The sequence below is a fragment of the Methylobacterium sp. CB376 genome (genome assembly GCF_029714205.1).
Lineage (GTDB): Bacteria > Pseudomonadota > Alphaproteobacteria > Rhizobiales > Beijerinckiaceae > Methylobacterium.
The window spans coordinates 692124-705610 of record NZ_CP121648.1 but is presented as its reverse complement, the minus strand read 5'-3'; the positions used below and the strand labels follow the sequence as shown (position 1 = coordinate 705610).

Here is a 13487-nt window from a genome sequence, read left to right as displayed (position 1 = left end):
GCGCTGGGGCGGCGCGTCGGGGGCCGGGGCGGGCAGGGACAGGATCGGGTGGCCGCGCCCCCAGAGCGCCCGCAGCAGGGCGGCGCGGCGGCGCTCCCCGCCGGGGCGGCCGCCGTCACGGCACCTGCGCGGCGATGCAGGAGGCGAGCGCGTCCCGCAGGGCCGGGTCGTCCGTGAGGGGCGTGGCGACCGCGAGCGCGCAGGCGGGCGCGAAGCCGATCCCGCCCGCGATCAGCCGCCCGGCATGGATCAGCATCCGGGTCGAGGCGCCCTCCGCCAGACCCTCGGCGACCAGCGCCCGCGAGGCCGCGCCGACCCGCACGAGGCGCTCCGCCACGGCCGGGCCGATCCCGGCCTCGCGCCCGACGATCTCGGCCTCGACGGGGGCCTCCGGATACGCGAAGGCGAGGGCGCCGAAGCGCTGCTTGGTGGATTCCTTGAGGTCCTTCTGCGCCGCCTGGTAGCCCGGATTGTAGGAGAGGCAGAGCAGGAAGTCGGGATGGGCCGGCACCACCTCGCCGCTGCGCTCCAGCGGCAGGATGCGCCGCGCATCCGCCAGCGGGTGGATGGCCACGATCGTGTCCGCCCGGGCCTCCACTACCTCGTCGAGGTAGCAGATCGCGCCCTGGCGCACCGCGCGGGTGAGCGGCCCGTCGTGCCAGACCGTGCCCCCGGCCTCCAGGAGCCAGCGGCCGACGAGGTCGGCGGCGCACATGTCCTCGTGGCACGCGACGGTGACGAGGGGCCGCCCGAGGCGCCAGGCCATGTGCTCCAGGAAGCGGGTCTTGCCGCACCCGGTCGGGCCCTTGAGGATCATCGGCAGCCGCGCCGCGTAGGCGGCCTCGAACAGCGCGACCTCGTCGCCGACCGGGCGATAATAGGGCTCGCTGCGCAGGAGGGGATCGGTGAGCAAGGACGGGCCCGTGCGGGAGGAGGGGGGAGAGGACCGGGGCGCCCCGGCGCCTCAGCGGTGCGGCGCCTCGCCCTCGCCCACGAGCGGGATCCCCTCGATCGGGCATTCGGGCGTGCCGACGCTCGCCCGGGTGATCGCCCGCACGGCGTCCCGGGTGGCGTCCGGATCCTCGATCCAGCGCCGGTAGAAGTCGTAGGGGCAGGCCGCCATCCCGTGCCGCGCCTCGCCGGAATTGATCATCCCGGTGTAGCCCCGGTGCAGCAGCTTGAAGAGGTGGTTCTCCGACTGCCAGTTGGCGCGCGCGTCGCGGATCAGGAACTTCGACAAGGCCGCGTACTGGATGCCGTTCTCCTCCTCGCCGCACTCGCCCAGGGTCCGCCCGTCGAAGCCGACCAGGGCCGAGTGGCCGAAATAGGTGTAGACCCCGTCGAAGCCCGAGGCGTTCGCCACCGCCACGTAGACGTTGTTGGCGAAGGCCATCGCCTTCGACATCAGGATCTGCTGCTCCTTGGCAGGGTACATGTAGCCCTGGCAGCGGATGATCAGCTCCGCCCCGCGCATCGCGCAGTCGCGCCAGATCTCCGGGTAGTTGCCGTCGTCGCAGATGATCAGGCTGACCTTCAGCCCCTTCGGCCCCTCCGAGACATAGGTGCAGTGGCCCGGGTACCAGCCCTCGATCGGCACCCAGGGCATGATCTTGCGGTACTTCTGGACGATCTCGCCCCGGTCGTTCATCAGGATGAGGGTGTTGTAGGGCGCCTTGTGCGGGTGCTCCTCGTGGCGCTCGCCGGTGAGCGAGAACACGCCCCAGACCTTCGCCTTGCGGCAGGCCTCGGCGAAGATCGCCGTCTCCTCGCCGGGAATGCACGACGCGGTCTCGTACATCTCGGCGGCGTCGTACATGATCCCGTGCGTCGAGTATTCCGGGAACACGATCAGGTCCAGGCCCGGCAGGCCGGCCTTCACGCCCACCACCATGTCGGCGATCTTGCGGCAATTCTCCAGGACCTCGGCCTTGGTGTGCAGCCGCGGCATCTTGTAGTTGACGACCGCGACGCCGACGCTGTCGTGGCTGCTGGAAATGTCCCCGTGATGCATGGCGTGTCTCCCGATCGAACGCGCGTGCGGACGAGGCGCGGCCCCTTCCCGGGCGGGAGAGGGGCCGCGCCCGGATCGTCAGTGGCTGATCATCCACGGCCGTGCGGCCGGGAAGCTCTTGGCCGGGCTGCCGTTGGCCGAGCCGCCGGCCGCCTTCCCGGGCGCGCAGCAGCCGCAGCCGGCGCCGTGGCTGCGCCGGGGGGCGTGGCGGCTGCGCTCGTTGGCGGCGTGCGCCGCCCTCACCCCCGCCTCCATGCCGGACAGCCGCGGCGCCGTCAGGAAGGCCCGCTCGCACGATTGCCCGCAATCCGGGCAATCGTGCGGGTCGCGGAACTGCGCCATCGGCCGCAGCACCGTGAAGGGGCCGCAGCTCTCGCAGGAATAGTCGTAGACCGGCATCTCACGTGTCCGGCGAGAGCGGCATCTGGACCGAGCCGTCGAGGAACTTCTGGGGCCCGGCCGCGCTCGGGTTGATGTCGAACTCGAAGATGCCGGTCGGCAGCCAGAGGGTGGCGCAGGCGTTCGGCACGTCGACGACGCCCGAGACGTGGCCCTGCACCGGCGCCGTGCCGAGGATCGAGTAGGCCTGCGCGCCCGAATAGCCGAACTTCTTCAGGTACTCGATCGCGTTGAGGCAGGCCTGCCGGTACGCGACGGTCACGTCGAGGTAGTGCTGGCCGCCGCTCTCGTCGACCGAGATGCCCTCGAAGATCAGGTAGTCGTCGTAGCGCGGGGTGATCGGCGAGGGCTTGAAGATCGGGTTCTTGATCCCGTACTTGGCCATGCCGTCCTTGATGACGTCGACCCGGAGGTGAACCCAGCCCGCCATCTCGATGGCGCCGCAGAAGGTGATCTCGCCGTCGCCCTGGCTGAAGTGGAGGTCGCCCATCGAGAGGCCGCCCCCGGGGACGTAGACCGGGAAGTAGATCTTCGAGCCGCGCGACAGGTCCTTGATGTCGCAATTGCCGCCGTGCTCGCGGGGCGGGACGGTGCGGGCGCCCTCGGCCGCCGCCTTGTCCTTCGCCTCGCCCTTGAGCCGGCCCATGTGGGCGGTCGGGCCGAAGGGCGGGTTGGCGAGGCCCGGCACCCGGGTCGGGTTGGTGGCGATCAGCGCGGTCTCGCGCGCGTTCCAGGTCGCGAGCAGCTTCGGGTCGGGCAGGCAGCCGATCAGGCCGGGATGGATCAGGCCCGGGAAGCGCACGCCCGGCACGTGGCGCGACCTGGTGAACAGGCCCTCGATGTCCCAGATCGACTTCTGGGCCAGCGGGAAGTGGTCGGTGAGGAAGCCGCCGCCGTTCTTCTTGGAGAAGAAGCCGTTGAAGCCCCACAGCGAATCCGGCTTGGCGCCGATGTCGAGCAGGTCGACGACCAGGAGGTCGCCCGGCTCCGCCCCCTCGACGCCGACCGGGCCGGACAGGAAGTGCACGATCGACAGGTCGATGTCGCGCACGTCGTCGGCCGAATCGTCGTTCTTGATGAAGCCGCCGGTCCAGTCATAGGTCTCGATGATGAAGTCGTCGCCCGGCTTCACCATGGCGACCATCGGGATGTCCGGGTGCCAGCGGTTGTGCACCATGTCGTTTTCGTAGGGCGACTGGGTGAGATCGACCTTGATCAGGGTCTCGGGCATTTCCTGCGAGGCTCCTCAGTGGGGTTGGATCGAGGGCAGGCGCTCTCCCTCCGGCGCCGGGTTCGCCCCGGGCCGGCCCGTCCTGCCGTCTCTCGGTCATCCGGCCGGGGCCGGATCCTTGCGCCGGCCCGGGGCCGTGCGTGCCGCCGGGCCTCCGTCAGACGGAGAGGAAGCGGGCGACCTTGGCCTCATCGACGTCGGCGCGCCGGTCCTCATGCACGATCGCGCCGTTCTCGATCACCAGCACCCGGTCGGCGACGTCGAGGGCGAAGCTGAGCACCTGCTCGGAGACGACGATCGCGAGGCCGCGCTCGTCGCGGATGCGCTTCAGCGTCCGGCCCATCTCGCGGATGATCGAGGGCTGGATGCCCTCGGTCGGCTCGTCGAGCAGCAGCACCTTCGGCCGGCTCGCCAGCGCCCGCGCGATGGCGAGCTGCTGCTGCTGGCCGCCCGAGAGGTTGCCGCCGCGCCGGCCCTTCATCTCCAGCAGCACCGGGAACATCTCGTAGAGGTCGCCCGGGACCCGGCTGCTGCCGGTCACGGTGAGCCCGGTCTCGATGTTCTCCTGCACGGTCATGGCCGAGAAGATCATGCGCCCCTGCGGCACGTAGGCGAGGCCGGCGGCGACCCGCTGGAAGGTCTTGAGGCCGGTGACGTCGCGCTCCCCGATCCGGATCGTGCCCGATCGCGCCGGCAGGATGCCCATCAGGGTCTTCATGAAGCTGGTCTTGCCCATGCCGTTGCGGCCCATGAGCGCGACGATCTCGCCCGGCGCGACCGCGAGGTCGATGCCGTGCAGCACCTCGCTCTGGCCGTAGGCCGCGTGCAGGCCGGTCACCGCGAGGAGGGGGGCCGGGCCGACCTGCGGGCCGGCCGGCGGCGCGGCGGGCGGGGTGGCGATGGCGGTCTCAAGCATGCGCGGCCTCCCTCAATGCCCGAGATAGACTTCGACCACCTTGGGGTCGTTCTTCACCCGCTCCATCGAGCCCTCGGACAGGACCCGGCCCTGGTGCAGCACGGTGACCCGGTGGGCGATGTCCTCGACGAACTTCATGTCGTGCTCGATCACCAGCACCGACCGGCCCTTGATGATCTGGTGCAGCAAGTCCGCGGTCTTCTTGCGCTCGGCGACGCTCATGCCGGCGACCGGTTCATCGAGCATCAGCAGCTCCGGGTCCTGGATCAGCAGCATGCCGATCTCCAGCCACTGCTTCTGGCCGTGGCTGAGGTATTCCGCGCGGGCGTCGAGGTGATCCTTGAGGAAGATCATCTCGGCGATCTCGTGGACGCGGTCGCGCACCGCGGCGTCGCGCTTGAAGGTCAGCGCTCCGAACACCGTGCGGCCGCGCGGATAGGAGATCTCCAGGTTCTCGAACACCGTGAGGTCGTCGTAGATCGAGGGCGTCTGGAACTTGCGGCCGACGCCGGCCAGCACGATCGCGCTCTCCGACATGCGGGTGAGTTCCTGGCCGCGATACTTGATCGAGCCGGAGGTCGCCTTGGTGCGCCCGCAGATCAGGTCGAGGACGGTGGTCTTGCCGGCCCCGTTCGGGCCGATGATCACCCGGATCTCGTTCGGGTCGACGTAGAACGAGACGTCGTTGACCGCCTTGAACCCGTCGAAGGAGACGGTGAGGGCCTCGACCGCGAGGAGGAAATCCTGCTGGCCGGGGGCGGCGGGGACGTGAGCGGCGTTCATCCTGCGATCTCCTATTCGGCCGGGGCGCCGTGCGGCAGCGCGGCCGGGAGGACGGGGGCGCCGGGTTTGGCGGGATCGGGTGTGGCGGAGAGGCGCGGCGCCACGAACTGGCGCCAGATCCCGGCGAGCCCGTTCGGGAAGGCCAGCACCACCCCGATGAACAGCGCGCCGAGGCCGAACAGCCAGAGTTCGGGAAAGCTCTCCGAGAAGCTGGTCTTGGCCCAGTTGACGAGCAGCGTGCCGTAGACCGCGCCGAACAGCGACAGGCGCCCGCCGACCGCGGTGTAGATCACCATCTCGATCGACGGCACGATGCCGACGAAGGACGGCGACATGAAGCCGACCTGCAGGGTGAACATCGCCCCGCCGATCGCCGCGAAGGCCGCCGCGAGGCAGAATGCGAAGATCTTGAAGCTCGCCACCGAGTAGCCCGAGAAGCGGACCCGGTCCTCCTTGTCGCGCATGGCGACCAGGATGCGGCCGAGCTTCGAGCGCTTGACGTATTGCGCGGCCAGGATGCAGGCGATCAGGAGCCCGCCGTTGACGAAGTAGAGCACGGTTTTGGCGTGGTCGGTGCGGATGTCCCAGCCGTGGAGCGTGCGCAGGTCGGTGATGCCGTTGATGCCGCCCGTGTAGCCCTGCTGGCCGACGATCAGGATGGTGAGGATCGCGGCGATCGCCTGGGTGATGATCGCGAAGTAGGTGCCGCCGACCCGCCGCTTGAACATCGCCGCGCTGATGACGAGGGCGAACAGGGTCGGCACCGCCACCACGGCGAGCAGCGTGAGCGGCAGGGAGTGGAACGGCTTCCAGAACCAGGGCAGGGCCGTGACCTGGTTCCAGTCCATGAAGTCGGGGATGCCCGGCGTCGACTGGATCTTGGTGTTCTCGACCGAGGAGGCTTCGAGCTTCAGGTACATGGCCATGCAGTAGCCGCCGAGCCCGAAGAACACCCCCTGGCCGAGGGACAGGATGCCGCAATAGCCCCAGCAGATGACGAGGCCGAGCGCGACGAAGGCGTAGGTGAGGTACTTGCCGACGAGGTTGAGCCGGAAGATGTCGAGGGCGAGCGGCAGCACCACCAGGATCAGGGCGGCGAGGACGGCGAGGCTCGCCCACTCCATCGGCTTCATGAAGGCGTTGTCGTTGAGGGTCGGGGATGTCATGTCGTCGGGACTCCTCAGCGCCGGACCTTGAGGGTGAACAGCCCCTGCGGCCGCATCATCAGGATCGCCACGACGCCGAGCAGCGTGAGGACCTTGGCGGTCGAGCCGGAGAGGAAGAATTCGAGGGTCGACTGGGTCTGCGAGATCGAGAAGGCCGACGCGATGGTGCCGGCGAGGCTGGCGGCGCCCCCGAAGACCACGATCAGGAAGGTGTCGACGATGTAGAGCTGGCCGGAGGTCGGCCCCGTCGAGCCGATCATCGTGAAGGCCGCGCCCGCGATGCCGGCGATGCCGCAGCCGAGGCCGAAGGTGAGGCGGTCGACCTTGTCGGTGTCGATGCCGACCGCGCCCGCCATGACGCGGTTCTGCATCACCGCGCGCACCCGCTTGCCGTAGCCGGAGCGGAACAGCAGCAGCGCCACCGCGAGCGTGATCAGGGCGGTGACGCCCATCACGACCATGCCGTTGATCTGGATCTCGATGGTCTCGGTCGCCTGGACCGAGCCCATCATCCAGGAGGGCAGCTCCACGCCGACCTCGCGGGCGCCGAAGATCGAGCGGTAGGCCTGCTGCAGGATCAGCGACAGGCCCCAGGTGGCCAGCAGCGTGTCGAGCGGGCGCTTGTAGAGGTGCCGGATCAGCGCCCACTCGACCAGCATCCCGAGCGCCCCGGAGGCCAGGAAGGCCAGCCCCATCGCCACGAAGAACGAGACCGGGAACAGGCTCGGCAGGTGCGACTGGAAGACATTCGAGCACAAATAGGTCATGTAGGCGCCCAGGATCATGAATTCCCCGTGCGCCATGTTGATCACGCCCATCTGCCCGAAGATGATGGCGAGGCCGAGGGCCATCAGGACGTAGACCGAAAACAGGATGAGGCCGGCGAAGCCCTGCATCGCGAAGATCGAGCCGAGATCGCCGAGCGAGTAGTCACCGAACATGGGCGGGCTCCGGGACGGAGGGGGGCGCTGGGGGAGGGCGCGGGCGGCGCGGCCCCCGCTCCGGGGCTGGAGGAGGGGCTCGCGGGGCGGGCGGCGCGCCTACTGGTAGCCGACCGGGAACGGGTTCGGCTCGATCAGGTCGGCACTCTCGTAGACCACCTCGAACTGCCCGTCCGCCTTGGCGAGGCCGACGCGCGTCTTCGACCACAGGTGGTGGTTCGGGTGGATGCGCACGTAGCCCTCGGGGGCGCCCTTGAACTCGACGCCGGCCGAGCCCGCCGCGATCTTGTCGACGTCGAACGAACCGACCTTCTCGGCGGTCAGCTTCCACAGGTACGGGCCCAGGTAGGCCGCCTGGGTGACGTCGCCGATCACCGTCTTCTCGCCCCACATCTTCTTGAAGGCGGGCACGAACTTCTCGTTGTTCGGGTTCTTCAGGGATTGGAAGTACTTCATGCAGGCGTAGGCGCCGGCGATGTTCTCGCCGCCGATGCCGTCGATCTCGTCCTCGGTCACCGAGATCGTCATCAGCACCTGCTTCGACAGGTCGATGCCGGCCGCCTTGAGCTGCTTGTAGAAGGCCACGTTCGAGCCGCCGACCACGTCGGCGAAAATCACGTTCGGCTTCGTCAGCTTGATCTTGTTGATTACCGAGTTGAACTGGGTGTGGCCGAGCGGGAAATACTCCTCACCGACGACCTTGCCCTTGATCACGTTCTCGACGTGCTTGCGGGCGATCTTGTTCGAGGTGCGCGGCCAGATGTAGTCCGAGCCGATGAAGAAGAAGGTCTTGCCGCCCTTCTCCTTGGCGACCCAGTCGAGGCCCGCCAGGATCTGCTGCGTCGCCTCCTGGCCCGTATAGATGACGTTCTTCGATTCTTCCAGTCCTTCGTAGAAGGTCGGATAGTAGAGCATGCCGTTGTACTGCTCGAACACCGGCAGCACCGCCTTGCGGGAGGCCGAGGTACAGCAGCCGAACACCGCCGCGCACTTGTCGTTGACGAGCAGCTTCTTGGCCTTCTCGGCGAAGGTCGGCCAGTCGGAGGCGCCGTCCTCCTGGATGATCTTGATCTTGCGGCCGAGCACGCCGCCCTCGGCGTTGATCTGCTCGATGGCGAGCTTCTCGGCCTGCTGCGCGCCGGTCTCGGAGATCGCCATCGTGCCGGTGACCGAGTGCAGGATGCCGACCGTCACCTCGGTGTCGGTGACGGCGAGCCCGGTCGTGTTCACCGCGGAGGTCGGGGGGGCGGCCAGCGCGAGGCGGGGCAGGGCCGCCACCGCCGGCACCGCGGCCAGCCCCATCAGCAGCCGGCGCCGCAGCGCGGATTCCAGGCCCCGGTCGTTCTCGTCTGCCATCGCTCGTCCTCTCCTGAAGGCTCGCGGGGCCGGCCCGTCCCGGGCGGTCCGCGCCGCGACCGGAGCGGAGGCTAGGCGGCATTGTGCGACGCAGCATATACGCTGTTTTGCGTATACCGCTGCGCCATGACCCTGCGCAGGATTGCGCGCTGCCCCCGTCGCGCGCGGACGCCAAGTCCCGATCGGGGTGGGGAGCGGCGCGCCGCAGGCGTGCATTTGCGGAAGCGTGTCGTAGATTGCGCTGCAGCAAGCGCGGCCTGGAGGCACATGCAGGGACGACAGCGCATCATCCCGGTCCGGCGCGATTACAACCGGTGGGTCGCGAACGAGACGCTCGAGGATTTCGCGCTGCGCTTCACCGCCAAGCGCGCCCGGCGCTGGTCGGTCCTGCGCGTCGCCCAGACGGCGCTCGGCTCGGTCGCCTTCCTGGCGCTGGAGGCGATCGGCGGCACGCTGATCCTGGCCTACGGCTTCACCAACACGATGGCGGCCATCCTGGCGGTCGGTCTCGTGATCTTCCTCGCGGGCGTGCCGGTGGGCGCCACCGCGGCCCGCCACGGGCTCGACGTCGACCTTCTCACCCGCGGGGCGGGCTTCGGCTATATCGGCTCGACCCTGACCTCGCTGATCTACGCGAGCTTCACCTACCTGTTCTTCGCCATCGAGGCCGCCATCATGGCGCTGGCGCTGGAACTCTGCCTCGGCCTGCCGCTGCCGGTCGGCTACCTGGTGAGCGCGCTCGCGGTGATCCCCCTCGTCACCTACGGCATCGCGCTGATCAGCCGGTTCCAGCTCGTCACGCAGCCGGTCTGGCTCCTGCTGAACCTGCTGCCGCTCGCCTTCATCGCGGTCGCGGCGGACCGCCCCGTCGAGGCCTGGATGGCGCATGCGGGCCTCGCGGGGGCGCGGGGCGAGGGCTTCGACCCGCTGCTCTTCGGCGCCGCCTGCGGGATCCTGTTCTCGCTCCTCGCCCAGGTCGGCGAGCAGGTCGACTTCCTGCGCTTCGTGCCGCCGCCGCAGCCGAACCGGGAGCTGCGCTGGTGGGCGGCGGTGCTGGGGGCGGGGGCCGGCTGGGTCGTGCCGGGCATGCTCAAGATCCTGCTCGGCTCCTTCCTGGCGGTGCTGGCGCTCGGCCAGGGCGTGCCGGCCGAGCGGGCGAGCGAGCCGACCCAGATGTACGCCGCGGCCTTCGGGTACGGCCTGCCGGCCGGCGGCGCGATCCTGGTCACCGGCCTGTTCGTGGTGATCTCGCAGCTCAAGATCAACGTGACCAACGCCTATGCGGGCTCGATCGCGTGGTCGAACTTCTTCTCGCGGCTCACCCACAGCCATCCGGGCCGGGTGGTGTGGCTGGTCTTCAACGTCGCGATCGCGCTCCTGCTGATGGAGCTCGGCATCTACAAGACGCTGGAGCGCACGCTCGGGCTCTACGCCCTGGTGGCGGCGGCCTGGATGGGGGCCCTGATGGCCGACCTCGCGGTCAACAAGCCGCTCGGCCTCTCGCCGCCCGGCATCGAGTTCAAGCGCGCCCACCTCTACGACGTGAACCCGGTCGGCACCGGGGCGATGGCGCTCGCCTGCCTCGTCGCCTTCCTGGCCTATGCGGGGCTGCTCGGGGCGGGGCCGCAGGCCTTCGCGGCCTTCATCGCCCTCGGCACCGCCTTCGCGGCGGCGCCGCTCATCGCCTGGGCGACGGACGGCCGCTACTACTTCGCGCGCCGGCCGCGGCGGCACTGGCAGCGGCGCGGCGAGATCACCTGCGGCGTCTGCGAGCACAGCTTCGAGCCCGAGGACATGGCCTATTGCCCGGCCTACGCGGTGCCGATCTGCTCGCTGTGCTGCTCCCTCGACGTGCGCTGCGGCGACCTGTGCAAGCCGCACGCCCGGCTCTCCGCCCAGGTGAGCCACGTCGCGGCGCGGCTCTCGCCCCGCGTCGCCGCGGTGGTCGAGTCCCGGCTCGGGCGCTACGCCGGCATCATGCTGGCGCTCTGCGCCGCCGCCGGGCTGATCCTCGGAGTCGTCTACGCGGAGGCGGCGCACCGCGCCCCCGCGCACGGCGCCGTCCTCGCCCAGGCGCTGGAGGCGGTGTTCTTCGTGATGGCGGTGATCTTCGGCGTGGTGGCGTGGCTCTTCGTGCTGGCGCAGGAGAGCCGCCGCGTCGCCCAGGAGGAGACCGCCCGCCAGACCGCCCTGCACCGGGCCGAGATCGCCGCCCACAAGATCACCGACGCCAAGCTCCAGAAGGCCAAGGAGGCGGCGGAGGCCGCCAACCTCGCCAAGAGCCGCTACGTGGTGGGCATCAGCCACGAGCTGCGCACGCCCCTCAACGCCGTGCTCGGCTACGCGCAGCTCCTGGAGAACGACCCGGCGATCCCGCCCCAGCGGCAATCGGGCATCCGGGTGATCCGGCGCAGCGCCGAGCACCTGTCGGGCCTGATCGACGGCCTGCTCGACATCTCGCGCATGGAGGCCGGCCGGCTCCAGCTCCACCGCAACGCGGTGCGCCTGCCCGACTTCCTCGACCAGATCGTCGACATGTGCCGGCCGCAGGCGGAGGCGGCGGGGCTCGAGTTCCGCTTCACCCGGCCGGCGATCCTGCCCGCCCTCGTCGCCACCGACGAGAAGCGCCTGCGCCAGATCCTGCTCAACCTGATCTCGAACGCCATCAAGTTCACGGCCCGGGGCCATGTCGGCCTCGACCTGACCTACCGCAACCAGATCGCCGAATTCGCCGTGACCGACACCGGCTCCGGCATCCCGGAGGCCGACCTGCCGCGCATCTTCGAGCCCTTCGTGCGCGGCACGCTGCCGGCGGCGACCAGCACGCCCGGCACCGGCCTCGGGCTCACCATCGCCCATCTCCTGGCGCAGGTGATGGGCGGCGAGATCACGGTGGCGAGCGCGCTCGGCCGCGGCAGCACCTTCCGGCTGCGCCTGATGCTGTCCTCGCTCGCGGAGAGCGGCCGCGCGGCCCCCGCCGAGGCGCCGGTGCGGGGCTACGCGGGGCGCCGCCGCACCATCTTCGTCGTGGACGACGATCCCGCGCACCGCGACCTGATGCGCGAGATCCTGACGCCCCTCGGCTTCACCCTGCTCTCGGCCGCGGACGGGCCGTCCTGCCTCGACCTCGCGGCGGGCTGCCGGCCGGACCTCTTCCTCCTCGACATCGCCATGCCGGGCATGAACGGCTGGGAGCTCGCCCGGCGCCTGCGCGCGGAGGGTCACGGCCCCGCCCGCATCGCCATGATGTCGGCCAACGTCCACGAGATCAGCCCGGTGCGGGGCGAGGACGCGCCGCACGACGCGATCATCGCCAAGCCCTTCGACCTGCGCGACTTCCTCTCCCGGATCCAGGCCCTGCTCGGCCTCGACTGGATCACCGCCGAGGCGCCCCCCGTGCGGACCGGCCCCCGGCGCGCCACGCCCGAGCAGGTGGCCGAGCTGATCCGGCTCGGGCGCATCGGCCATGTCCGGGGCATCGAGGCGAAGCTCGCCGAGATCGAGGCCGAGACGCCCGCGCCCTTCGTGGCGGAGCTGCGGGGCCTCGTCCAGGCCTACGACCTGCCCCGCTACATGGCGGTGCTGGAGGGGATGAGCGGCGATGCCTGAGCCCGGCCGCGACGTCATCCTCGTCGTCGACGACTCGCCCGAGACCCTGAGCTTCCTCACCTCCGCCATCGAGGCGACGGGCGCCACCGTGCTGGTCGCGGTCTCGGGGGAGGCGGCCCTGACCCTGGTGCAGGAGATCACCCCCGACATCATCCTGCTCGACGCGGTGATGCCGGGCCTCGACGGGTTCGAGACCTGCCGCCGCCTCAAGGCCAACGCCGCCCTGGCCCACGTGCCGGTGATCTTCATGACCGGCCTGTCGGAGACCGAGCACATCGTGCGGGGGCTGGAGGCGGGCGGCGTCGACTACGTCGCCAAGCCGATCTCGGCGACCGAGATCCTGGCGCGCATCCGCGTCCACCTCGCCAATGCGCGGGCGGCGCAGAGCGCGCGGCTCGCCCTCGACAGCGCCGGGCGCTACCTCTTCGCGGTCGACGGGGCGGGTTCGGTGCGCTGGTGCACGCCCCAGGCGGCGCGGCTCCTGCGCGACCTCGCGGAATCCTCCGCGGCGGGCGACCCGGCGCTGCCGCCGGCCGCCCGGGCCTGGCTGCGGGCCGCGGCGCCCGGGCCCGTGGCGCTCGCCACCCCGGACGGGCGGCGCCTGCAGCTGAGCCGCATCGGCCAGGTCGGGGGCGACGAGATCCTGCTGCGGCTCGCCCTCGACGGGGGCGGCGAGATCGAGCGCCTGCGCCGGGCCCTCGGCCTGACCCAGCGCGAGGCCGAGGTGCTGCTCTGGGTCTCCCGCGGCAAGGCGAGCCGCGACATCGGCGAGATTCTGTCCCTGAGCCCCCGCACGGTCACCAAGCACCTGGAGCAGGTCTACGCCAAGCTCGGCGTCGAGAACCGCACCTCGGCCTCGGCCCTGGTCGTGCGGGCGCTGCAGGAGCAGGGAGGCTGAGCCCGGCCCGAAATCGGACGATCGCGCGGGCTGCCCCTGCCGCGCGCGACCCCCGACACCGTATCCCCGGCGCGGTGGCCGGTCGGGCGCGGCGCCCTCACATGACATCCGGTTGATTGCTTCGCCATCTCCCATTTCGGCAAAGCGGATGTCGGCGTCGCTCGGGCGCCGCGCAGG

11 protein-coding genes are annotated in these 13487 nt (G+C 70.5%); 2 read left to right on the top strand and 9 right to left on the bottom strand.

Translation table 11 applies throughout. The annotated features are described in order from the left end of the window. Nucleotides 1-115: 115 nt before the first annotated feature. The 9 genes from QA634_RS03045 to urtA form a co-directional block, all read right to left on the bottom strand. Nucleotides 116-913, bottom strand: a complete 798-nt coding sequence (locus QA634_RS03045; RefSeq protein ID WP_012330579.1) for a CbbQ/NirQ/NorQ/GpvN family protein — start codon at nucleotides 911-913, stop codon at nucleotides 116-118. A gap of 51 nt (nucleotides 914-964) precedes the next feature. Beyond that, nucleotides 965-2011, bottom strand: coding sequence for an aliphatic amidase (locus tag QA634_RS03040; RefSeq protein WP_012330578.1), 1047 nt, complete (start codon nucleotides 2009-2011; stop codon nucleotides 965-967). A gap of 78 nt (nucleotides 2012-2089) precedes the next feature. After that, nucleotides 2090-2410 (bottom strand): FmdB family zinc ribbon protein, encoded by a 321-nt coding sequence (locus QA634_RS03035; protein WP_012330577.1) that lies wholly within the window; start codon nucleotides 2408-2410, stop codon nucleotides 2090-2092. A 1-nt stretch (nucleotide 2411) separates the two neighbouring features. Next, nucleotides 2412-3641, bottom strand: coding sequence for a formamidase (fmdA, locus tag QA634_RS03030; RefSeq protein ID WP_012330576.1), 1230 nt, complete (start codon nucleotides 3639-3641; stop codon nucleotides 2412-2414). 157 nt (nucleotides 3642-3798) lie between these two features. Beyond that, nucleotides 3799-4557: an urea ABC transporter ATP-binding subunit UrtE gene (gene urtE / locus QA634_RS03025; protein ID WP_012330575.1), complete on the bottom strand. Its 759-nt coding sequence runs from the start codon at nucleotides 4555-4557 to the stop codon at nucleotides 3799-3801. A gap of 12 nt (nucleotides 4558-4569) precedes the next feature. Beyond that, nucleotides 4570-5340, bottom strand: a complete 771-nt coding sequence (gene urtD, locus QA634_RS03020; RefSeq protein WP_012330574.1) for an urea ABC transporter ATP-binding protein UrtD — start codon at nucleotides 5338-5340, stop codon at nucleotides 4570-4572. 11 nt (nucleotides 5341-5351) lie between these two features. Continuing rightward, entirely contained in the window at nucleotides 5352-6506 is a 1155-nt protein-coding gene (urtC, locus tag QA634_RS03015) for an urea ABC transporter permease subunit UrtC (RefSeq protein WP_012330573.1), read from the bottom strand. A 14-nt stretch (nucleotides 6507-6520) separates the two neighbouring features. Beyond that, the gene (gene urtB / locus QA634_RS03010; protein WP_012330572.1) at nucleotides 6521-7447 is read right to left on the bottom strand and encodes an urea ABC transporter permease subunit UrtB; all 927 of its coding nucleotides are present in this window, start codon (nucleotides 7445-7447) and stop codon (nucleotides 6521-6523) included. Nucleotides 7448-7546: 99 nt separating this feature from the next. Next, entirely contained in the window at nucleotides 7547-8803 is a 1257-nt protein-coding gene (gene urtA / locus QA634_RS03005) for an urea ABC transporter substrate-binding protein (RefSeq protein ID WP_012330571.1), read from the bottom strand. 267 nt (nucleotides 8804-9070) lie between these two features. On the opposite strand from urtA, the gene QA634_RS03000 reads away from it, so the two are divergent. Beyond that, nucleotides 9071-12412 carry an ATP-binding protein gene (locus tag QA634_RS03000; RefSeq protein ID WP_012330570.1) on the top strand — a complete coding sequence of 1114 codons (3342 nt, stop codon included), beginning with the start codon at nucleotides 9071-9073 and terminating at the stop codon, nucleotides 12410-12412. Continuing rightward, complete coding sequence (locus QA634_RS02995) at nucleotides 12405-13310, top strand: response regulator transcription factor (RefSeq protein ID WP_012330569.1); 906 nt, start codon at nucleotides 12405-12407, stop codon at nucleotides 13308-13310. Before QA634_RS03000 ends, QA634_RS02995 begins: the two co-directional genes overlap by 8 nt. The last annotated feature ends 177 nt before the right edge of the window (nucleotides 13311-13487 follow it).